The organism is Anaerobacillus sp. ABR4_321, assembly GCF_056158505.1.
This window is the reverse complement of sequence record NZ_JBSWTK010000001.1, coordinates 1,621,888-1,642,371: the sequence shown is the minus strand read 5'-3', so window position 1 is coordinate 1,642,371 and position 20,484 is coordinate 1,621,888. Positions and strand designations below refer to the sequence as shown.

Annotated in this window: 21 protein-coding genes; 4 read left to right on the top strand and 17 right to left on the bottom strand. The window is 38.6% G+C overall.

From position 1 onward, the window contains the following. Nucleotides 1-35: 35 nt before the first annotated feature. The 6 genes from ACXADT_RS08450 to ACXADT_RS08425 form a co-directional block, all read right to left on the bottom strand. Nucleotides 36-662, bottom strand: coding sequence for a YtxH domain-containing protein (locus tag ACXADT_RS08450; RefSeq protein WP_474834243.1), 627 nt, complete (start codon nt 660-662; stop codon nt 36-38). A gap of 2 nt (nt 663-664) precedes the next feature. Beyond that, entirely contained in the window at nt 665-1,105 is a 441-nt protein-coding gene (locus tag ACXADT_RS08445) for a DUF948 domain-containing protein (protein ID WP_474834241.1), read from the bottom strand. Between the two features lie 71 nt (nt 1,106-1,176). Next, nucleotides 1,177-1,737, bottom strand: coding sequence for an HD domain-containing protein (locus ACXADT_RS08440; RefSeq protein ID WP_474834239.1), 561 nt, complete (start codon nt 1,735-1,737; stop codon nt 1,177-1,179). Between the two features lie 2 nt (nt 1,738-1,739). Then, a complete protein-coding gene (locus ACXADT_RS08435; RefSeq protein WP_474834237.1) occupies nt 1,740-2,903 on the bottom strand; it encodes a DUF418 domain-containing protein in 1,164 nt (387 codons plus the stop codon). 29 nt (nt 2,904-2,932) lie between these two features. After that, nucleotides 2,933-4,228 (bottom strand): DUF2254 domain-containing protein, encoded by a 1,296-nt coding sequence (locus ACXADT_RS08430; protein ID WP_474810774.1) that lies wholly within the window; start codon nt 4,226-4,228, stop codon nt 2,933-2,935. A gap of 39 nt (nt 4,229-4,267) precedes the next feature. Next, the gene (locus ACXADT_RS08425) at nt 4,268-4,828 is read right to left on the bottom strand and encodes a methyltransferase family protein (RefSeq protein ID WP_474810773.1); all 561 of its coding nucleotides are present in this window, start codon (nt 4,826-4,828) and stop codon (nt 4,268-4,270) included. Nucleotides 4,829-5,267: 439 nt separating this feature from the next. Here ACXADT_RS08425 and proB point away from each other — a divergent pair, with 439 nt between their 5' ends. The 3 genes from proB (at nt 5,268) to ACXADT_RS08410 (ending at nt 9,003) form a co-directional block, all read left to right on the top strand. Further along, nucleotides 5,268-6,410: a glutamate 5-kinase gene (proB, locus tag ACXADT_RS08420; protein WP_224880073.1), complete on the top strand. Its 1,143-nt coding sequence runs from the start codon at nt 5,268-5,270 to the stop codon at nt 6,408-6,410. A 52-nt stretch (nt 6,411-6,462) separates the two neighbouring features. Next, nucleotides 6,463-7,731 (top strand): glutamate-5-semialdehyde dehydrogenase, encoded by a 1,269-nt coding sequence (locus ACXADT_RS08415; RefSeq protein ID WP_474810772.1) that lies wholly within the window; start codon nt 6,463-6,465, stop codon nt 7,729-7,731. A 159-nt stretch (nt 7,732-7,890) separates the two neighbouring features. Further along, nucleotides 7,891-9,003, top strand: coding sequence for an oxidoreductase (locus ACXADT_RS08410; RefSeq protein ID WP_474834235.1), 1,113 nt, complete (start codon nt 7,891-7,893; stop codon nt 9,001-9,003). A 33-nt stretch (nt 9,004-9,036) separates the two neighbouring features. On the opposite strand, the gene ACXADT_RS08405 is transcribed toward ACXADT_RS08410, so the two are convergent. The 6 genes from ACXADT_RS08405 to ACXADT_RS08380 form a co-directional block, all read right to left on the bottom strand. Further along, nucleotides 9,037-10,275 (bottom strand): SpoIIE family protein phosphatase, encoded by a 1,239-nt coding sequence (locus tag ACXADT_RS08405; RefSeq protein WP_474834233.1) that lies wholly within the window; start codon nt 10,273-10,275, stop codon nt 9,037-9,039. Then, a complete protein-coding gene (locus tag ACXADT_RS08400; RefSeq protein WP_474834231.1) occupies nt 10,275-11,120 on the bottom strand; it encodes an alpha/beta fold hydrolase in 846 nt (281 codons plus the stop codon). The genes ACXADT_RS08405 and ACXADT_RS08400 overlap by 1 nt, the downstream gene beginning before the upstream one ends. 436 nt (nt 11,121-11,556) lie before the next feature. Beyond that, nucleotides 11,557-12,051: an LURP-one-related/scramblase family protein gene (locus tag ACXADT_RS08395; protein WP_474834229.1), complete on the bottom strand. Its 495-nt coding sequence runs from the start codon at nt 12,049-12,051 to the stop codon at nt 11,557-11,559. Between the two features lie 206 nt (nt 12,052-12,257). Next, nucleotides 12,258-13,067, bottom strand: a complete 810-nt coding sequence (locus ACXADT_RS08390) for a protein phosphatase 2C domain-containing protein (RefSeq protein ID WP_474834227.1) — start codon at nt 13,065-13,067, stop codon at nt 12,258-12,260. Nucleotides 13,068-13,244: 177 nt separating this feature from the next. Then, nucleotides 13,245-14,072, bottom strand: a complete 828-nt coding sequence (locus tag ACXADT_RS08385) for an STAS domain-containing protein (RefSeq protein WP_474834225.1) — start codon at nt 14,070-14,072, stop codon at nt 13,245-13,247. A gap of 251 nt (nt 14,073-14,323) precedes the next feature. Continuing rightward, nucleotides 14,324-14,791, bottom strand: coding sequence for a DUF4306 domain-containing protein (locus ACXADT_RS08380; RefSeq protein ID WP_474834223.1), 468 nt, complete (start codon nt 14,789-14,791; stop codon nt 14,324-14,326). A 575-nt stretch (nt 14,792-15,366) separates the two neighbouring features. Between ACXADT_RS08380 and ACXADT_RS08375 the strand changes: the two genes are divergently transcribed. Next, the gene (locus tag ACXADT_RS08375; protein ID WP_474834221.1) at nt 15,367-16,569 is read left to right on the top strand and encodes an iron-containing alcohol dehydrogenase; all 1,203 of its coding nucleotides are present in this window, start codon (nt 15,367-15,369) and stop codon (nt 16,567-16,569) included. 159 nt (nt 16,570-16,728) lie between these two features. Here ACXADT_RS08375 and chrA read toward each other — a convergent pair whose 3' ends face one another. The 5 genes from chrA to ACXADT_RS08350 all read right to left on the bottom strand — a co-directional run bounded on the left by chrA (nt 16,729) and on the right by ACXADT_RS08350 (nt 20,401). Beyond that, nucleotides 16,729-17,922, bottom strand: coding sequence for a chromate efflux transporter (chrA, locus tag ACXADT_RS08370; protein WP_474810763.1), 1,194 nt, complete (start codon nt 17,920-17,922; stop codon nt 16,729-16,731). Nucleotides 17,923-17,937: 15 nt separating this feature from the next. Continuing rightward, nucleotides 17,938-18,243 carry a PadR family transcriptional regulator gene (locus ACXADT_RS08365; protein WP_474834219.1) on the bottom strand — a complete coding sequence of 102 codons (306 nt, stop codon included), beginning with the start codon at nt 18,241-18,243 and terminating at the stop codon, nt 17,938-17,940. Nucleotides 18,244-18,462: 219 nt separating this feature from the next. Continuing rightward, nucleotides 18,463-18,900 (bottom strand): hypothetical protein, encoded by a 438-nt coding sequence (locus tag ACXADT_RS08360; protein WP_474834217.1) that lies wholly within the window; start codon nt 18,898-18,900, stop codon nt 18,463-18,465. A gap of 143 nt (nt 18,901-19,043) precedes the next feature. Further along, nucleotides 19,044-19,694 carry a YczE/YyaS/YitT family protein gene (locus tag ACXADT_RS08355; RefSeq protein ID WP_270179724.1) on the bottom strand — a complete coding sequence of 217 codons (651 nt, stop codon included), beginning with the start codon at nt 19,692-19,694 and terminating at the stop codon, nt 19,044-19,046. 152 nt (nt 19,695-19,846) lie between these two features. Continuing rightward, complete coding sequence (locus tag ACXADT_RS08350) at nt 19,847-20,401, bottom strand: hypothetical protein (RefSeq protein WP_474834215.1); 555 nt, start codon at nt 20,399-20,401, stop codon at nt 19,847-19,849. Nucleotides 20,402-20,484 lie beyond the last annotated feature (83 nt).

The window sequence follows — 20,484 nt, the reverse complement described above, 5'->3', positions numbered from 1 at the left end:
CCTGCGAACCAGGTGTGATTGTTTATATCAATCATTTATTTACGATATGTTCGTTCGAGTTCAAGCTTTGCTGCTTCATCCAAAGTTTCTGGAGAATCAGGATCTCTCTCGAGCGTTCGTTCAACATCTTGTTGAATCACATCATCCATCGTTTCAGCACCTGACGTTTCGACGATCATCTTTTCGACATCGTGATCTACCATTGCTGAGACTGGGACTTCTGTTTCATCGAGTTCGGAAGCTTTTCTCTTCGTGTATCCGTTAGGGACAATGGCTTCTTCTTTCTTAGCAGTCTCACTATTCTTCTTTCGACTTTTCACTTTGTCGACAAGATCATTGGATTTTGTTTTAACAGACTGAGCGAATGTAGTCGACTTTTCTTTCACATTCCCAGTTACCTCAACGCTTTTGTCTTTTGCCTTGGTAACCCCTTCACTAATATCAGTACGAAGTTCCTTCCCTGACTTAGGAGCTAAAAGTACACCCGCAGCAGCGCCGACAACTGTTCCAGCAAGAGCAGCAATTGCTGGCCCTTTCTTCTGAATATCCTGTTTTTTAGGAGACTTATTGATTCGAATCACTTCTCTTTCACCAGAGTCTTGACCTTGTGGGGCAGGTTCGTGTTTCACATCGACTTTGTGTTCAGAATCCGTTTTCTTCATGATTAACCATCCTCCTTAACAGATTGAGTGTACGACTTCTTAAGACGATACTGTTCCCATAATCCTAAGATAGTACTACCCCAATTCGCTACTTTAACCGTGTTTCCCTGCTTTGATTCTACACCTTTTTCAAAAGAATGACTGATTTTTGCAAAAGAGTTGTTGAGTTTCTTCAAAGATTCACCAGTATCCTTCACAGCATCGAACGCTGGACTGAACTTTGCTGCATTTTCTTGAATTTCGTCAGTCAAAACATTCGTTTTATGGAGCAGAATAGTCGTTTCTTTCGTTAATCCATCAATCTGACCTTGCACAGAATCAATCGTCTCAGCAGTTTTAGAAAGGGTAGCATTCGTAGATCTCAATACTTTAATCAGAAAAATACTTAAGATAGCAAAAGCTAGCGCTATGACTGCAACTGCCAAATAGAGAATAATTTCCATATAGAGCCTCCTACCAACTGAATTTGGGTATGGTTACCATTACCCTTGAATAGGAAAGCTAATCACATAATTTATGATTCTTTCATAAAGACCTTATCGATGGTTTCTTCTAATTCCTTAAACAACTCCCATTCTCGTTGTTCGTCAGATAGGTTTGCTAGCAAGCTCGCTAGGACAGATCTATAATACCAACCCTGCTTCTCTCTGCCCCTGCTAAACTTCTCCCAAACGAGGTCCCCATCGTTTTGTAACTCGATGAGGATGGTTCGCAAATTGTGTAGTTTATCAGCACAAGCAATTTGCTTAATCTCAAAAGAAGCACCTTCTAAATAATCGATCGTATGCTTTTTACGTTCTTCCCACACCATGCTTTTCTCTGGTTCAGAACACCCTTCAACTAACCTTGCAATTTCAACACCGAATGCTTCTTCGAGTTCTGAATAAGTCGTCGCCGTATCTTCTAACACATCATGAAGAATAGAAGCAGCGACAACTTCCTCCCTTACTCCATGTTTAAGTAAGTAAAAGCCAACTGTAATAGGATGTGAAACATAAGGAAGGTTTGATTTTTTTCTATACTGTTTATCATGTGCATACGCAGCATATTCAACCGCTTTTTCAATGACCTTCATCGCTACCCCTCATTTCTTTTTATCGAAAATCTTTTTTGATAGGTTACTAGTCTCCAGACCCATTCTAGCGGACCATACTTGAATGAATTCAGCCATATTTTGCTCAGTACGATTTGAACGATATAGATGACTACCAATAGGAGAATACCGGTACTTACTCCAACTTCCCCATAAAAACCCAATCCATAATTATAAAAGATCAGTGTGCAAACGATGGACTGGAACAAATAATTACTAAGTGCAAGTTTTCCTACCCATTCGAAAACGATCATCTTCTTACCTCTCTGGTAGAGCAAAACAAAAAGGGCTACATAAAATAGTGATACAAGAGGGCCTCCGAGCGAATCTTGAAGGTGTAAAAACGCATATGAACTCGTTACATATGGAAGAAACTTTATAACAAACCCAACAGAACCCACCATGAGTAGTTTTTTTATAAGTGGAGAGTTAGCAACATCACTGTTCAGCCATCCCTTTTTCGCAAACCCTGCGCCGAATAAGAAGAAAGGCAAAATCACAAATAATAGAAAGAGTGCGTTCCAGCCCCCGTTCACATAAGCCCAGTCCTCGATTCTTTGTTGCATGATTTCTACTAAACTACCAGATCCATATACTTCGATCGATTGCTGGATCGCAATTGGCTGATGACTCGAAAATTCAACAGCACTTAGTGGTAACATCAATAAAAACAAGAAAATGGCATAGATAAGCCAAAGAACAATTCCGATTTGGAGTAGTCTCGTCCCTCTCAATCGGATAAATAAAAGAAGGACTAAACCGCATAAACTATATGTAAATAAAATATCACCATGCCAAATAAGAGTGAAATGAATGACTCCTAACAACATTAAGAACAGGAGGCGTCTTAGCATCAATGGATAAAATGCAGCACTTCTCTCCAGTACACGACTTCGGAATAGAATGAAGCCGTACCCGAACAAAAATGAAAAAAGTGGGTAAAAGCTTGCTTGAGCGAAGAAATCAACAAAGATCATAGACCATTGATTAAGCTGATTTCCCCAATAATTAAGGTTGTCGATATAGATATAGGGAGAGTGAAAATCAATCATATTCACTAAAAAAATGCCCAACAGTGCAAATCCCCTCATCGCATCTATTGAATGGATCCTCTCGCTTCCCGAAACGGGTGCTAGTTCTTTCCCCATATTTTCATCCTTTCTAGCGCTCTTCTCTATCACTTCTTACAAATCTCTGTTAAATAGTCTGAGGTAGTTGTTATCAATTCTTTATCTAGCTCAGGATATTGTTCGAAATCGATTCCTTCCATAATATAAGCATGAAATTTACGTATATCACTTTTGATTTCTTCTCTTTGTCCTTCAGCTGTTAAGATCAACGCTTCGAGAACACCGTTTATAACCGAAACATCACCTTTGCCATAATGTCTTATTAAATAAAAGGACTTATAGAGATAGTGAAAAAAAGATTTTGGAGAGGTCATAACCCGCAAATTTCTATTTGAATCAAAAAAGACTTCTTTCGGTCGATATACTTCACCTATACGATGTAAGATCGATCCAAGACGATTAGTACAGTTGATTGCAGTATGAGGATCATTAACAGAAGGAGAAATTGCTCGTAATGAGATTTCAACAAGTTTTTGAATTGAAAACTCAAGATCTTGAGTGTTGATCCGCTCTGAACCGATTTTTATTACATTTAATACAGTATTCTTTTTAAAAGTATCATTACCATTCACCCATACCGTCCCAAGTAAAGAGCCTCGTCTCACATATTGACCTACTACGGCATTCAACCTAATGATGAGGTCATCTTGTTTTGACTGTTCAACAAGATTTTCATATTGAATCTGTTGGATGTACCCCATTTTCTCACTATAGATCGGAATGCCATCACCTTCTCTAAGTTCAAGCTTCTCCCAACCATCCCAATCCTCGAACTTCTCTCCTGCAATCAATTCTTCTTTCGTATCGAGCAATGCCAACGTTTCTCTTGTGATTTTCTCGATCAAGTTGCTAACTTGTACAAAAGAAGAAGAGTGATGAATAAATAAAACAAAGAACAATAAGCAAACAACAGCGATCACTACCGTTAGAACTGGGGATAACAAGAGCCTTTCGTCTTTCCCTGTCAAGAACAGCATGTTGAACAAAGCAAAAACAAAGCCAGCCACGAAAATACCTAGTACATGTTGAGTGAAACGATCAGATATAAAATCCTGCAGTGTTCTAGGTGAAAACTGTGAAGAATAAGTCGTTAACACAACCATAATAGAAGAAAAAGAAATGGTAGTCATCGTTAAGATCGCAGTAATGAGAGGTCCATACAGGGACTGTGCTATTTTCTCAGAAGCTAAGAATAGCTTCGAATATGTACCATCAAGCTGTGACATATAAGCGATATCGATCCAAGTACTTATACCAACTACGACTACAGAAAGAATTCCGTAAATAACGGGTAAAAACCAAAAGCTGTTACGTAATTTGATCATTGTTTTAGAGTCATTCATCAGGTACCTCTTTCTACGGTTATTGGTATGAATAAACCGTTAATATATATAAGGGATCAGACGATTACGTGTTCTCCCCCACTCCTCATACCCTATTCCAATCGACTTTGATAATAGCTCTTCTTCAATTTTTATCCGGTACAACAATGACGGTATGAGTAACAACAACGCTACGAACACACCGATCCACACTCCCATATAGATGGGAAAACCAATCGTAATCAATAATAATCCAGTATAAAGCGGATGTCTTAGTTTACGATAAGGACCTGAGCTGACTAACTCAAGCTCCTCTTCAACGATTACATCTCTAGAAAAAAACTGTCCAAGCTCTCTAATTCCCCAGTACCGTAGTAATATACCTCCTCCGTAAATTACTATTCCAATACTTTTTGACCAAGCGGACTCTTCAAAATTAAATAAGTTTAAACCACTAAAAATAACCGTCAAAAGAATCGTTGATAACGTCATGATGAGGATTAGTCGGAACGATTTCTTCTCAATATTCGTTGGTTTGTTTTGGTCCTTTCCACGCTTTAATACGAATTCCCCAATCCAAAAAGCGGTCAAAATGAAAAAGATTATTTCCCATACATTCATTTCCTCAGCCCCCTTTTCTAGACTTGTTATAAGCAGTATACCAGAGTTTGAAGGGTACAAATGAACCAAAGGTTTATAAATGTATAATTCCGGGAATTTATACACCCGAGTAAATGTAAGCCCTTACATTAAGCAGAATTGGAGGGATGCTTATATACACCTTTCCGCATAATTTGGGGTTATTTGGTAATTAGTCGTCGCGGATAGTAGTTATATATAAGGTTGTGACAGCGTCTCATCTTCTAAGAGAATATAAGAGGAGATTAGAACGTCTATCGTCCATTTTCTTAGTTATTCTCCATTTATCCGCACTATTTGGGAAGCTGGTATTGTAAGGAAATGACGGTTTGTTATACTCGAATAGTCGAATTGATCACAGCAAATTGTCCAGTCACAGAAGAAAAAACACATTTAACGGCAAGTTAATAGGAGTGAAATGATGAATCTAGACGATGGAAAAAAGCGAATCGTAATAAAAATTGGAAGCAGCTCATTAACGAGCAGACTCGGAGACATCAGCCGCAGAAAACTAGAACGATTAGTTGATGACATCGTAATGTTAAAAGATGAAGGACACGAAGTACTTCTCGTATCTTCAGGTGCAGTAGCTGCTGGCTATCGCAGACTCGGTTGCCTTGAGCGTCCTACATCTCTTTCTGAAAAACAGGCGGCCGCGTCGATTGGCCAGGGACTATTAATGGAAGCTTACTCAGAGCGTTTCATCTCCCATGGCTATACAGCTTCACAGATCTTGATTACGAGAAGTGACTTTTCCGATCGAAAAAGATATAACAACGCACGCAATACCATCAATGTATTGTTAGAACGCGGTATTGTACCGATCGTAAATGAAAATGACACAGTAACAGTTGAACGATTGAAGTTTGGTGATAACGATACGCTATCAGCTAAAGTTGGTGCTTTAGTCGATGCGGATCAACTTATTATCCTTTCAGATATAGATGGACTGTTCAGTGACGACCCAAGAAAGAACCCAGACGCTGAACTTCTTGAGCATGTTACAGAAATCACACCTGAAATCGAAGAATCTGCTGGAGAGCCATCGAGCTCTGTTGGAACAGGTGGAATGAGATCTAAAATCGATGCTGTGAAAATTGCTATGGCTTCAGGAACAAATTCATTCCTTGGTAATGCTTCAACGAAAGGCATTATTTATAACGCTGTTCAAGAAACAGCAAGAGGAACTTATTTCGAACCAGAGGGCGACGCAGAGCTTGACAATAAGAAGCAATGGATCGCATTTAACTCAGGCCCTGAAGGTGAAGTAATCGTTACAGACAAAGCAAGAGATGAAATTTCAGATCAAGAACGAAGCCTACAGCCTATTGGCGTTCATTATGTACACGGTCACTTTAAGCCTGGTGCAGTCGTTAAGGTAACGGACATGGATGGCGAAGAAATCGGTCTTGGTGTGACAAACTACTCTTCTAAACACCTTAAGATGATTAAGGGACTCACATCTGATGAGATTTCAGAATTGATCGATGTATCTGTAAAAGAAGCTGTTCACATCAATGATTTTGTATCACAAGATCAGCTTGCAATTCCACTAGGCTCATAAAAGATAACTTGAACAACCAACACGAGAACATTAAATTCACAGGAGGCGTTTGATGACTACTCTAAATACAACGGTAGAAGTAAATGTAAAAGAACAGGCGAAGCTAGCACAGAAAGCTTCTAAAAAGCTTTCGCTGCTTACGACGGAAGAGAAAAACGAAGCGCTCAACATTATTGCGGACGTGCTTGAACAAAATACGGATTATATCCTACAAGAGAATAATAAAGACCTTGAACGAGGGAAAGAAAAAGAATTTACAGATGCATTTATGGATCGCTTACGCTTAACGGAAGACCGTGTGAAAGATTTTGCGAACGGACTTCGTGAAGTAGCACAGCTTGAGGATCCTGTTGGTGAAGTACTTTCTGACTGGAATTTAGATAACGGTATGCAAGTCGAACAAGTTCGCGTACCTCTTGGTGTAATCGGCATGATTTATGAAGCTCGCCCAAACGTAACGGTCGATGCAACTGGACTTGCTCTTAAGTCAGGAAATGCGATTGTTCTAAAAGGCGGCTCTAACGCGCTGAACTCAAACAAAGGTATCGTAAAAGTTATTCATGATGCGCTGCCTAAAACGAAGATCCCTGTTGAAGCAGTACAACTAATCGCTACAACAGATCGTAAAGCGACTAGCGAACTATTTACGATGAAAGAGCATATCGATGTATTGATTCCACGTGGCGGTGGTGCGTTGATCAATACGGTAGTAAACAATGCTACTGTACCTGTGCTTGAAACAGGTGTTGGTAACTGCCACATCTATTTCGATAAGCACGCTGACGCTGAAAAAGCGATCAACATCTTGATCAATGCAAAAACAGACCGCCCAGCTGTGTGTAACGCTGCTGAAACGCTTATCGTGCACAAAGAATGGTTAAATGAAAACAAAGATCTTCTTGCGAAAGCTCTTAAAGATAACAATGTTAAGATTCACGGGGACGAGCACATCGTGAATACGTTTGAAGATGCAGTACTTGCTGATGAAGACGATTGGAGCAATGAGTACCTTGGACTTGAAATCGCAATTAAATCAGTAGATAGTACGCAAGAAGCGATCGATCATATTGAAACTTACGGAACTAAACACTCAGAAGCCATCATCACAGAAGATAAAGAATCAGCTTCCCTTTTCCGTAACCTTGTTGATGCAGCTGCAGTCTATCACAATGCATCTACTCGTTTTACAGATGGATCAGCTCTTGGTTTCGGTGCAGAGATCGGAATTTCAACACAAAAACTTCATGCAAGAGGACCAATGGGTCTACCAGCACTTACAACGATTAAGTATTGCATGACAGGAACAGGTCAAATTCGATAAACCTTTAAGCAAAGATAACTCCTTAACAAGGGGTTATCTTTTTTTGTGTATGAACTTAGAAGAGATGAACAGCCTACTGATGTGAGCATATGTTTCGAGAAAATAACGAACTCCATTTATAATGAATTAAGATATCTTTAATTCGAAAGGATGAAAGAAATGAATTACGAAAATCTATATACTGAACAAAACCTTGGGAAACTTCATCTATCGAACAGATTCATCGTCGCTCCAATGACACGAATTACTGCAACTGATGATGGTAGCGCAACGAATAAAATGCGTGATTACTATGAACGATATGCTAAAGGTGGATTTGGTGCAATCATTACAGAAGGAATTTATACAGACCAGCTCTACAGTCAAGGGTATTTAAACCAGCCTGGTCTCACGAACGACAACCATGTGAACGCTTGGAAAGAGATTGTGGATACAGTGCATAACCATGATACAGCGATCATTGCACAGCTTATGCACGCTGGTGGACAAAGCCAGGGGAATGTTTACACAAATACTACTGTAGCTCCTTCAGACATCGCTCCTAAAGGAGAGCAACTTGGTTTTTACGGTGGTTCAGGTCCCTTTGAAAAACCAAAACCGCTTACGAAAGAAGATATTGTGCAGATTCGTGAATCTTTCGTTCAATCTGCTCGCTATGCTGAGGAAGCTGGATTTGATGGAGTAGAAATTCACGGGGCGAACGGCTATCTTCTTGATCAGTTTTTAACTGATTATACAAACCACCGCACGGATGAATATGGCGGTTCATTAGAAAACCGTTTGAAACTAATAACAGAAGTAATCAAAGATGTGAAAGAAGCTGTAAGTGAAGATTTCACTGTAGGTATTCGTATTTCTCAAATAAAAGTTGCGGATCCTGCTTATAAATGGCCAGATGGAGAAAGCTCAGCTCAACTGATCTTCTCTACCCTAAACGAGACTGATCTTGACTACATCCACGTTACTGATGGTGATGCTGTTCAACCAGCTTTCGGTGAAGGAACGAAAACCTTAACTGCTGCAGCGAAAGCTTTCTCTGACCTTCCGATCATCGCAAATGGCCAGCTTGGTGATCCAGAAAAGGCGAGCAAACTGATCGCAGAGAAAGACGCGGACTTTGTGAGTCTAGGTACTAGCGCACTTGCAAATCCAGATTACCCTAACCGTTTGGCTAAAGGTGAAGAATTAAAGTCATTTGACTTTGAAAGCACGCTTCTGCCTATTGCCTATATTAAAGACCATGAGATCGAAATGGATTTAGTCAAAGCCTAACAACAGTTCCTCTCCTTTTTGGAGGGGAATTTTTTATCTACTTTTGTGACCAGCTTCATTCGTTACTCCGTCCTTCAAGTCGATCAAAAGAAAACATTTATCATCGTGTTGTTCATTTATCGATTTTTCTTGTATTAACTGTAAGAATTTCTCTTTCAATATAATTAAAGGAACAGTAGGATACCTTTTCAATATAGTGGTAAGATAGTGTGAATCATAAGGATCGATCACGCCATCCGTATAGAGAAGAATTCGATCCCCTTTCTCATAATTGAAAGTCTCATAATCAAAGTTCATGTTTGGAAACGTTCCAATCGGGGGACATGTAGATGAGAGTTCATATTGTTCAACTGTATTATGCTGCCAGACTGCAGGAGGATGTCCTGCATTTATATAGTTGACCGTTTGATTAAAGGTATCGATCAACAGATAAATCGCTGTACAATAATGCCATGTTTCCTCGTTATTGTGAAATAGCCCATGCAGATGAGTATCTAATTCTTTCATTAATAAATCAGGAGGAACTCCTTTCGAAATCAACCTTTGAAAGACAGATTGAAGAGACATCGTAATGAGTGAGGAAGAAATCCCGTGGCCCATTACATCGAGTATAATTACTCCATATTGATGAGGATTAATTTGATAGAATCCATACATATCACCTGACAGGTCACTAGAAGCTTCATAATAAGATTCAATCTGTATAAAATCATTCTCAATAGGACTAGTTAGCGAAGCCTCCTGGATTATTTTCGCAAGGTGCAACTCTTTCTTCGTTTCTGTTTTGAACGTCTGATTTTCATCGTTAAGATGAATCAACTCATCTTGCTTTCTTTCTAGCTCCCTCAGAGTAATTTCTAGCTTTTCATTCGTCTTTCGTTTTTCTACCAAAGCCGTCTCTGCTTTTTTTCGTGCAATCAACAACTCATTTTCATATTCGTCTCTTTTGTGCATTGGCACAAGTACACAGTCAATTTCGTTCGTTTCTTTTCTTATCACTGCATTGATGAGAACGGGAACCTCTCCACCATCTAAAGATTTAAGAGAAATGTACATTTCTTCAACAGGTTTGCCCGCTTTAATAATAGGAACAAAATAAAATTGATAAAAAACTCGGGCAGGGATTGTTAAGATGCAATTCACATTCTCACCCTTCAACTCTTCTCTCTTATACCCAAGAAGCTGAAGTAAGGTTTGATTTATAGCTAATATTGTTCCTTCATTTGAGAGTGTAAGAAATCCACATGGTGCATAATTAAAGCGGTCTTCCATCAGGGTAGTTCACCAATTTGATTGAGTTCAGAAATCTTTCCAGACTTCTCCATCAGGTATTCACGAATGTAGTGAGTGGTTTCTTCAGGATAACTCATATGTGGACAATGGCCAGTTGCCTTCATGAGCTTATAAGTACTTGCAGAAAGTTGTCCGTGCAGATATTCTCCAACTTGCACTGGGGCAATAATGTCTTCTGAACATTGGAGAATAAGAGAAGGAACCCTTACATTCGGCAAATCTTTTCGATTATCAGTAAAAAAGGTAGCTTGGGCAAATTGCAGAGCGATGATTGGGTCTGTCGAACAAAAGCGAGATTCGAGATCTCGAGCAAGTTCAGGGCGATCGGTGTTACTCATAGCAGTCACCGCAAAAGCATTGGCCCATCCTATATAATTTTTTTCCATCAATTCTATTAAACCTAGCAGCTCTTCCATCTCAAACCCACCATAGTAAGGTGGATCATTTAAATAACAAGGTGATGGCCCTACCATAATAAGTTCGGAAAAATACTCAGGATGTTTTAATGAAGCAAGCATACCGATCGTCCCCCCTACCGAATGCCCAACAAAGATCGCATCCCTTAAATCTAGTGCAGCACAAACATCGAGGACATCTTGAGCGTAGCCTTCCAAAGTGCTATACCTCGTCTCATCATAGGCACCTATATCAGAATTTCCTGACCCAACGTAATCAAAAAGTATAACTTTATACTCTTTTTCAAAAGATTCCGCTACTTGCTTCCACACATTCTGGTCACAACCAAACCCTGGGGCAAAGAGCATGGGAATCTTTCCTTGTCCATAAATATTCACATTGTTACGTGACAGGATACTCTCATTCATCATAAAGGCTCCTCTCTCGTATTTTATTTAAGTAACAAAACATTCACGCGCAGTAAATGAAAAGGTATTACCTAAAAAAGTATTCAATACATCTATAGACTTTCCCTTCTTTCAGTTAATAGTTTTGTAACTAAACTTTTATAGACTGAAGGAAACTAAGTACCAAAAGACGCATGCTCATACATGCGCCCTTCTTACCTATATTGAAGAGATGTGAACGAACGATATCTCTGATGACAGAGGCAACTTCATCATGTTTTATGACGAATAGATGATCCGCTTCACTATCTTCTGAATCTACTACATCATCATTTTAATATGAAAGTCCATATACTCTTCCTATAGTCGAAGAATAAGTTTGGAAATCGAGTGTTTCAGTGTATTTGCACCACTGTTCAGTTGACGTTTTTCGTAGTATGTAATAATCTTATGCTTTTTAAATCGATGCTCCTGAAGCAGCTGCTTGATCTGCCTTCACACAATCGATCGCTACAACGAGTGCAATCATAATGGTTTCCATCTCTCCATCTATTACTTTAACCTTGTAGCTATCACCCCAAGTGAACCATTCTTTGCTCACTTCTCCTATGATTTCACCATGTCGTAAAACGTGAAAGTCCATATTCCACCAATCACCTTGGACGTCAATACCTCCCGAGTCAATCGAATATCGTGACTTTAAAAAGGACAATTCCTTTTTAATTGTTACTACCTCTTGCCCATACACCTCTACTAAGAACTTTGGTAGAAAGCTGAACACTTCTTTTGTAATGAGTGCTACTTCATCCCTTTCAGTATTCATAATGGAGAAAGTTTTTGGAACTTGCATAAAACTTCCCTCCACGTAATAAACATCCTTCTCCTGTTGATCTTTTACTGTAAATTCCCCTCCAAGACTGAATACCTTCTGTTTAATATAAAGCTGACTCATACAAATGCCTCCCAATACTTGACCTTTTACAATGCTTACGTTTGAGATTGGGAGTGGTTCCAAAATTTTGTATTGATTCTAAGTAAAGCTCTAAAGCGTATCCTTTCACTCACTACGATTAGTCTTTTTATTAACCTGTGAATTCATAAGTAAGAGAGCTCCTCCTATTAAAGAATGAGCTCTCGTTATCTACAAGATAAAGGTGTTCACAGATCACTTGGATTTGTTACTTCATCAGTAATTTTTACATCCCAAGAAATAATGGTTGTACTATCTCTAACATGATTCTTCTTGATGACTTCCAATAATCTTGTCATTCCCTCATCAACCTGTGAATCGCTCATCATATCATAAATATTTTTAGGAACAGAGAATGGTTCGTTAGGGCATTCAAGCAGACCGTCAGTTGTTAAGAATATGCGATTTACACCTTTTCTTAATTCTCTTACACCGCTACTATAACAAGGAATAACTTGATCAAATGTATTAACCTGGCCAATCCACTCATAAAATTGACGTTGGTTTAGTTGATACTGACCAAGACGAGCAAGTTCAGGATGAAACACAAACGAAAGGCAATCACCGATTGAAAACCACCATACATACTTTTCTTTTCTTATAACGATCAAACAGGCTGTTTCACCTTGCACGTTTTTACAATCCTTTAGAAACGTTTCCTCTTGGAATAGATTTAGCATTGTATCATGTAGCCTTTTCATAGTTTGTTCGGATGGAAGCGATAAAATCTGCTGTAGTTCTGCCTTCCACTTCAATAATTGCTCTACTACTAATTCTGCACTTTCGGCTGAATTATGCGCATCTAAAATTACAGTAAACTCCCACCCAGCTTCTTTATCTACCCAGATCAAACAACCATCTTCGTTCTTATACTGACCTGCTTCAGAATTTCCACCAAAACGCCCTAAGGATATGTGCTCAATACTACTAACAGTAATGTTATCTACAAAATTAGACTGACTTCCAACCCAACTAAATTCACGAATGATATTTTCCAATTTAATGACTCTCCATATAGGATTTTTATTGATTACAACGAATTAACTACATTAACGTAAAAATTAAACAAGCATGATTTTTGCTCCACTAGTGCTTGAAGACTACCATTTCAACCTCTTGGAAAAGTAGGGTTACATAAGAATTCGCCTGTATCAAATCAGACCTTAAAGCTACCATTAAGCAGTAAAATATTGTCTCAATGCCTGCTGTAAAGTTCCTAATGTTTTAATTTCCTCATTTAACTTAATCCCAAGCTCTGTTATTTTCATTACAACTAGCTTTCTTAATCCGGTTATGACAGTGGTACATCCCATCAGTGAAGCTCCATCAACAATTTGAACCAAACGGTAAATATCATCACGATTGATATCAGCAATTCCAGATAAGTCCATAATCAATGTGTGGATACGCATCTCGCTTATTGCAGTTAATACTTTCTCCTCAAGGATTTCGGTTCGCTGTGCATCCATTGTTCCGATTAAAGGGAGAATGCTTACTGAATCGTTGATCGGAATGATTGGCACTGATAGATTTTCAACTTGTTCCTTTTGTGCCCTTATAAGTGAATCTTTGTATTCCGTATAACTAATAAAGAAGGAATTCAGAAAATGGTCCACTCGGTTGTTTATTTGTTTCTCCATTTCAAAAAAATGAATGCCCGTATCATTACGTTCTAATTCCGTATACTTTTGAAAATACACCCATAATGTTCGTCGTATTGCTTGCACCCATTCTAATTTAAACGAGATCGCAAGAGAATGCGTGGCCCAGGCAATTCCTTCTTTTACCGCAAAAGCATGAAGATCCTGATCATTTTGCTCAATGATATAAACAACGAGTGTGTGAGCATTTGAAACAAGGTCAATATTGCCTACTCGAAGTATTTCATTAATTTTAACTTTAACATTAACCGCTTCTTGGAGTAGCGTTTCTGTGAAGGATTGACTGTTTGCTTCAAAGAAATCTAGGAATTGAAATGAATCTTTATATGTTAGCGCTTGCATTTAGCATCTCCTCCTCGATTAATTTTGATTTCCAAAAGAGGAAGCGATGTATGAATGTTGAGATGTTTACTCCTGCTGTTTACCTTCCTCCCCTTAATGAGTAGCACCTTTTGTTAAACTAAAATCAATTTAATAGAACCTGATTAAGCCAAAAGGTTACCTGTGAAATACACTTATTCTTATATTTTCGATACAGATAAAAAATTCCCTCTAACTAATTCTTTTGAACTAGTTTCTAACCAAAGTTGCAATTAGGCCATTGAGACATAATTTACTCTCACCCTTAGAATAACTGCAATAAAAAAGTTTATGATTCCAGTCACGACAAAAAACCATGTAAACAAGTTAAGCCCCATTGTTGGCGATTCAACGATTAACAGACTCAACACGAATAAACTTCCACCTAGAGCACTATGAAAGATTACCAATAAATTCATATTAGATCGGAGTAAATTCCAAGCGATTACTATCAATAAGTAAAGAAGACTTATAGTAAATAGTAATGGAAACACTGGTTTAAATTTAGCAGCATAAATAAAATGATCTAAACCTGAAATATCATTTTCCACTGTTACTTTACCATTCATTATTTTCGAAAAAATTGCTGAATAACCCCATTCCCAGGGCTTATCCCTAAGTTCGCTACCTTCATACCACGTTACAAAACCAGAAAAGAAAACCATAAAAACTGAGATAATGTACTGTATAATGTAGACCATAAACACTTTACCTCCCTATTTAAAACAAACTTGTTAGTTTTTCATCATAGATCAACCGTTCTCTTGTTAAACGAATAAAGAGGGATTAATGTTTACTTGGAAGTGCAGGAAAAATTCAGTTAGGAGCTATCTTCTCTCTTTGAATAAATCCTTTTAAGTCGCTATGAGCAATGTAAGAAGTAATACTGGAATAAGGAAAAGGTTATCGTAACTGGATGATTCCCTTCAAAGGACGTCCATCGAACTGCTGATTACGATCGTTCATAAATAAACAAGCTCACAAAAAAACAACAGTGCGGCAATCAAGCTTACAACATCAGATTTCACCAACTTCTTAAATGCAAAAACCCCTTATATTTTTTAAGTAAACTGCCATGTACTAAACTTACTCTATTAAATACCTAAACTACCGTTCAGTATCTCATCTATCGTATTAATTGGCTCAAGTATGAAAAGACCAATAGTTTCGTTTATTTTTCAACTACAGCAGTAATTCTCAGATATCTCTAGAAGAATTCTATTATAAGAAGAAAGAGCTAAAATCAAAAGGAAAACAATGAAGAGGGGTTTTTCGAATGATAAAACTTTATGCTCGTAGTTATCAACGAGTTCTTCGAATCCTATCACCTGCTATGCCCTGGCGAGTACCGGATCTATTAGAAGGAGAAGATAGTGTACTTGACCTTCCTCCTAAGTTAACAGAAAAAGGGGTTAAAAATGTACTCATTATAACGGATGCTGGAATTACAAAAATTGGTTTGATGGAGCCTCTACTACAAAAGTTGAATGAAGCAGGCATTCTTTATACAATCTATGACAAAACCGTCCCAAATCCAACGATAGAAAATGTGGAAGAAGCACTCGAAGTTTATGAAATTAAAGGATGTGAAGGCATAATTGCCTTTGGTGGTGGTTCTCCTATTGATTGTGCAAAAGCCATTGCTGCGCGTATTTCACGTCCAAATAAGTCAGTCACACAACTTAAAGGCGTCCTTAAAGTACGAAAGAAAATTCCTCCATTATATGCAGTACCAACGACTTCAGGTACAGGTAGCGAAGGAACGTTAGCGGCTGTCATCTCAAATAAAAAAACACAAGAGAAGTTTGCAATTAATGATCATTCCCTCATTCCACACGTAGCCGTGTTAGATCCGCTGTTAACGATTGGACTGCCAAAACATATTACATCCATGACTGGGATGGATGCATTGACGCACGCTGTTGAAGCGTATATTGGGAAAAGTACAACAGCTGAAACGCGTAGCTATTGCACAAAAGCAGTGAAGCTGATTTTTGAGAATTTATATGAAGCGTATGAGAATGGAAGCAATGTAGAAGCACGAAAACAAATGCAGCAAGCATCTTATTTTGCTGGCCTCGCATTTACGCGCTCTTATGTAGGGTATGTTCACTCCATCGCACATACGCTAAGTGGATTTTACGATGTACCACATGGATTAGCTAACGCAGTCATTATGCCACATGTGCTTAGATATTATGGAGAAGCAGTGCAACATTCGTTAGCAGAGCTTGCAGATGTAGTCGGAATCGGTAAAGGAGAATCCTTACAGCGAAAAGCCAACTTGTTTATTGAAGCGATTGAAGAAATGAATGCGAAGATGGATATTCCGAATAAAATTGAGGGAATTCTAGATCAAGATTTTCCTAAAATGATAAAGCATGCACAAGCTGAAACAATTCCTTTATACCCTGTACCAAAACTTTTGAAGAACGATGAGTTATTTTATCTTTATCAAGCTATCCAGGGTACTCCATAAATAAAAGGAAACGAGAGACTTATAGAAAATAGATAATATAAACACAAAAAGGGAGACTAACAGTAGTTCATTCATTCTGTTTTCCTCCTTCATCAATATATACCCCTATAAAGATAAACGCCCTCACTAAAAAGATGAGGGCTCGACTTTTTGATCTATTTAGAAACCTAATAAATTCAGAATAACTCCTCCAACTACACCTAAAATAACGATAAGCCACGCTGGCACTTTCCAAATCGTTAACAAAGCAAATAGGATAGCACCTAAAGCAAAATCAGAACCGTCAAAGATGGAACTTTCAATGACTGGATCATAGAAAGCCGCCAATAGAATCCCTACCACACTGGCGTTAACTCCCATTAATATGCCTTGGAAAGAAGCCCGCTTACGTAATTCACTTAAGAACGGTAATGCTCCAATAATAAGTAGAAAAGATGGTAGGAAAATAGCTATGGTAGCGACAACTGCTCCCGTTACCCCTTCCATCATCGTCCCGAGATAACTAGAAAAAGTAAACAATGGGCCCGGAACGGCCTGTGCCATACCATATCCCGCTAAGAACTCATCTGGAGACAGAAGGCCATGAGGGACAAGCTCTCGTTCGATCATAGGCAATACTACATGACCGCCACCAAAGACTAAGGAACCTACTCTGAAGAAGATATCAAAAATATCCAGTAACGGATTGTTAACTGCTTTTGCAAGGATAGGCAGTGAAATAAGAGAAATTGCTAAAACAGTTAACGAAATAATACCTGTCTTCTTCGAGATATTAACGGGGAAAGGCTCAATCTTTGATTCTGCTTTATTTTTAAACAAAGTCAAGCCTACCATTCCAGCTGATAGGATGATGATGATCTGAATCCATGCAGAAGGATACAGCAACATAATGAGGGCAGCAGCAAGTGCAATGGCCATTCTGCTTTTATCTGGTGTAAGTTTCTTACCTAAGCCAATTAGGGCATGTAGGACAACAGCGGCTGCTACTATTTTAAGACTATGAATAAAGCCCGCATCAGCCAAAGTGAAGTTTTGATATAGTAATGCGAAAATGACAAGAACAATAACGGAAGGAAGCGTAAAACCTAAAAAGGAAGTAATTCCACCAAGGATTCCCCCACGTAATATTCCTATAGAAATTCCAACCTGACTACTTGCCGGACCAGGAAGGAATTGACATAACGCGATCAGGTCTGCATAGGTTTTCTCATTTAACCACTTTCGTCGATCTATATATTCATCCTTAAAATACGCAAGGTGCGCGACCGGCCCACCAAATGAAGTTAATCCTAGTTTTGTAGATGTAAATAAGATTTCTATAAGAGTTTGTATCTTATTCTTCTTTTGACTCAATTCGTTCTCTCCTAATCATTTAATTTCTTTAAAGAGTTCAAAGGCTTTAGCTCGAGCTTCCTGAAGGACAGAATCTCCCTTGTCAGTAAGCCGATAGTACTTTCTAATCTTTCCATTCACGTTGACATCTTCCCGATCCAGCAGCAGGTCATTTTCCATATTGTGCAGGATAGGATATAGGGTGCCAGCACTAATTTCATAGCCGTGTTCATGCAGCTCTTCCAACATCCAAGACCCATAAATCGCTTCTTCTTTCGCATGGTGCAAGATATGAATTTGTATGAAGCCTAAGAAAAGTTTTCTCAATACTTTATTATCCAAGTAGTACCTCCTCATCAAGAATGCCAATATCGAAAATCGATATTGATTTTCGGAATCATTATAAATCATCCACTTTGAATAAGCAATTTCACTCCTTAGAATTTACACTAACTTAATAAAATCACTTTAAATACACTATCAAAAAGGTTAGACACGAAAAAATCACACCTGTAAATGAGGTGTGATTTCTTAGCTTGATCTTAAATACATTTTTTTAACTTATCTAGCCTTCTTATAAACGAATGCGAGAATAAGTGAAAACATAAGATGTGTTCCTAGATTCATCATTTGCCCGGATGTAAACGCCTGTCCGATCATCGTTCCCATTCCCATCATCGCTGGCATTACGAGAAGAGGACCAATAATCCAAATCGCAATACCATGAACAACACCGAGAAGATAGGTTTTCGAAGTGAATACTGCAGCTGCACCAAATCCTAGGGCAAAGACGAAACTGATCGCCATGTGAACGATCCAACCCACTGCTATACTCTCACTTCCCATCAACCCTGCGACCATGCCCATACGACCCATCATTTGCATAAGAAGACCGAAAATGATTCCAGCTACAATTCCACCGACCAATGATGCTTTTAATGATTTTGCGAAAGTTGGTCTGACTTCGGAGACAGTTTTAGCCGTTGCTACTTCAGACATTGAACCTCACATCCTTTCATTTGATACTTTTATCATAAAACAATTAGAAATCGATAACTGTAAGCACGATTACAAAAGTAAAGAATATTCAGATTTAACACAATCAAAAAAACTAGAATCCAATTAAGAATTCTAGTTTCATGTTAATGTGATGATTCCTTTACGAATGGTGTTCCTCTATTACTGTCATAAGAAAGGATAGCCGCGAGAAGCCACTTACATTGTGGCAATGCATAGCCGATCACTTTACCCAATAATAGGGCGATCACAATACTTCCAATCCCCACAGGTCCACCTAATGCCCAACCTGCTAATAGGACAGTCACTTCTATTCCATTTCGTACCCAGTCAATTCGCCATCCTGTTTTTTCAACAAGAAGCAGCATGATTCCATCCCTTGGACCGGCACCTAATCCAGACGCAACATAAACTCCAATTCCATAGCCAAGCACAAGTAAACCAATCAAGAAGAATATTGCTTGAGAAAGAAGAGATACAGGATCAGGTAATATGAATAGGAAAAGGTCTATAAAGATACCTAGAAGAAGCATATTGAGTAAAGCGCCTGACTTTGGTAATTTCCTCGTATATAAAGAAGTGAAGCCTAATAGGATGAACCCTGTGATGATGGACCATGTTCCAATCGTTAATCCAAATTGCGTATATAACCCATAATGAAAAACGTCCCATGGACCAATACCAAAAGCTTTCCCTTTGATCGTCATCGCAATCCCTAACCCAAGAATAGCTAATCCTATAAAGAAAAAGCTCCACCTTATCAATCGCTCACGCATGAGGGTTCCTCCTTTCAATTTCGTTATCAAACTATCAAACCTCACAAACTATATCATAGGAAAGAAAACATAAAAACCACCCGGGAAACTAGGGTTTTCCCATAAAAAAAAAGCAACTCTATGCATGGTAGAGATTACTTTTTAGTAGATAATTATTTTCGATTTATGCGTCGTTTTAGTATGTATAACACAAGTATGATAACGATGAGTGTAGAAATCATCCAGATGATCCAATCGCTGTCTTTCTCGCCCAATGGCTCTTCAACCTCGACTGATGAATTGGCTCCTCCACCTATAGCCAGTAGATCTTCCCCTGCTTCAGATAACGCTACTGTCCGAGTGCAGAAATTCGTTTCGATGGATCCTTCTCGTTCATATCCGTATACTAAATATCCTTTCCCCTCTTCAAACTCATATCCGCAGCTTGCCGAACTTCTTGCTGTTGAAACAAGTACCCTCGATCTATCAAGATTTTTATACGTTTTTTCTACTTGAAATGAAACTGAAACCGGATCTGCAGTGGACGCCGTAAACAACCCTTTGTTTTCATCAATTCCTTTCACCACTCCAGAAAAAATGACGGTATTAGGGTCTTCCAGAACTTCTTCCACACTGGGCTTTGCACAAGAACATGCAAATGCAGTGTTTTCAGGAACTAGATTCATAAGTAAACCGAGCATCATGATTAAAAACGCTATTTTCTTCACGCTTCTCCTCCTTTCGCTATACGAGTCTATGCAGTCAACCAAAGAAAACGAACCCAATTTGGGTCCGCTTCATATATGTTATT

What these genes read in the sequence shown, in the direction of transcription:
- ACXADT_RS08445 (WP_474834241.1), bottom strand. Translation starts at nt 1,105, where the DNA reads ATGGAAATTATTCTCTATTTGGCAGTTGCAGTCATAGCGCTAGCTTTT.
- proB (WP_224880073.1), top strand. Translation starts at nt 5,268, where the DNA reads ATGAATCTAGACGATGGAAAAAAGCGAATCGTAATAAAAATTGGAAGC.
- ACXADT_RS08440 (WP_474834239.1), bottom strand. Translation starts at nt 1,737, where the DNA reads ATGAAGGTCATTGAAAAAGCGGTTGAATATGCTGCGTATGCACATGAT.
- ACXADT_RS08355 (WP_270179724.1), bottom strand. Translation starts at nt 19,694, where the DNA reads ATGCGTGAGCGATTGATAAGGTGGAGCTTTTTCTTTATAGGATTAGCT.
- ACXADT_RS08450 (WP_474834243.1), bottom strand. Translation starts at nt 662, where the DNA reads ATGAAGAAAACGGATTCTGAACACAAAGTCGATGTGAAACACGAACCT.
- ACXADT_RS08430 (WP_474810774.1), bottom strand. Translation starts at nt 4,228, where the DNA reads ATGAATGACTCTAAAACAATGATCAAATTACGTAACAGCTTTTGGTTT.
- ACXADT_RS08400 (WP_474834231.1), bottom strand. Translation starts at nt 11,120, where the DNA reads ATGAATGAGAGTATCCTGTCACGTAACAATGTGAATATTTATGGACAA.
- ACXADT_RS08360 (WP_474834217.1), bottom strand. Translation starts at nt 18,900, where the DNA reads ATGTCTGAAGTAGCAACGGCTAAAACTGTCTCCGAAGTCAGACCAACT.
- ACXADT_RS08435 (WP_474834237.1), bottom strand. Translation starts at nt 2,903, where the DNA reads ATGGGGAAAGAACTAGCACCCGTTTCGGGAAGCGAGAGGATCCATTCA.
- ACXADT_RS08380 (WP_474834223.1), bottom strand. Translation starts at nt 14,791, where the DNA reads ATGGTCTACATTATACAGTACATTATCTCAGTTTTTATGGTTTTCTTT.
- ACXADT_RS08375 (WP_474834221.1), top strand. Translation starts at nt 15,367, where the DNA reads ATGATAAAACTTTATGCTCGTAGTTATCAACGAGTTCTTCGAATCCTA.
- ACXADT_RS08395 (WP_474834229.1), bottom strand. Translation starts at nt 12,051, where the DNA reads ATGAGTCAGCTTTATATTAAACAGAAGGTATTCAGTCTTGGAGGGGAA.
- ACXADT_RS08415 (WP_474810772.1), top strand. Translation starts at nt 6,463, where the DNA reads ATGACTACTCTAAATACAACGGTAGAAGTAAATGTAAAAGAACAGGCG.
- ACXADT_RS08425 (WP_474810773.1), bottom strand. Translation starts at nt 4,828, where the DNA reads ATGAATGTATGGGAAATAATCTTTTTCATTTTGACCGCTTTTTGGATT.
- ACXADT_RS08385 (WP_474834225.1), bottom strand. Translation starts at nt 14,072, where the DNA reads ATGCAAGCGCTAACATATAAAGATTCATTTCAATTCCTAGATTTCTTT.
- ACXADT_RS08410 (WP_474834235.1), top strand. Translation starts at nt 7,891, where the DNA reads ATGAATTACGAAAATCTATATACTGAACAAAACCTTGGGAAACTTCAT.
- ACXADT_RS08405 (WP_474834233.1), bottom strand. Translation starts at nt 10,275, where the DNA reads ATGGAAGACCGCTTTAATTATGCACCATGTGGATTTCTTACACTCTCA.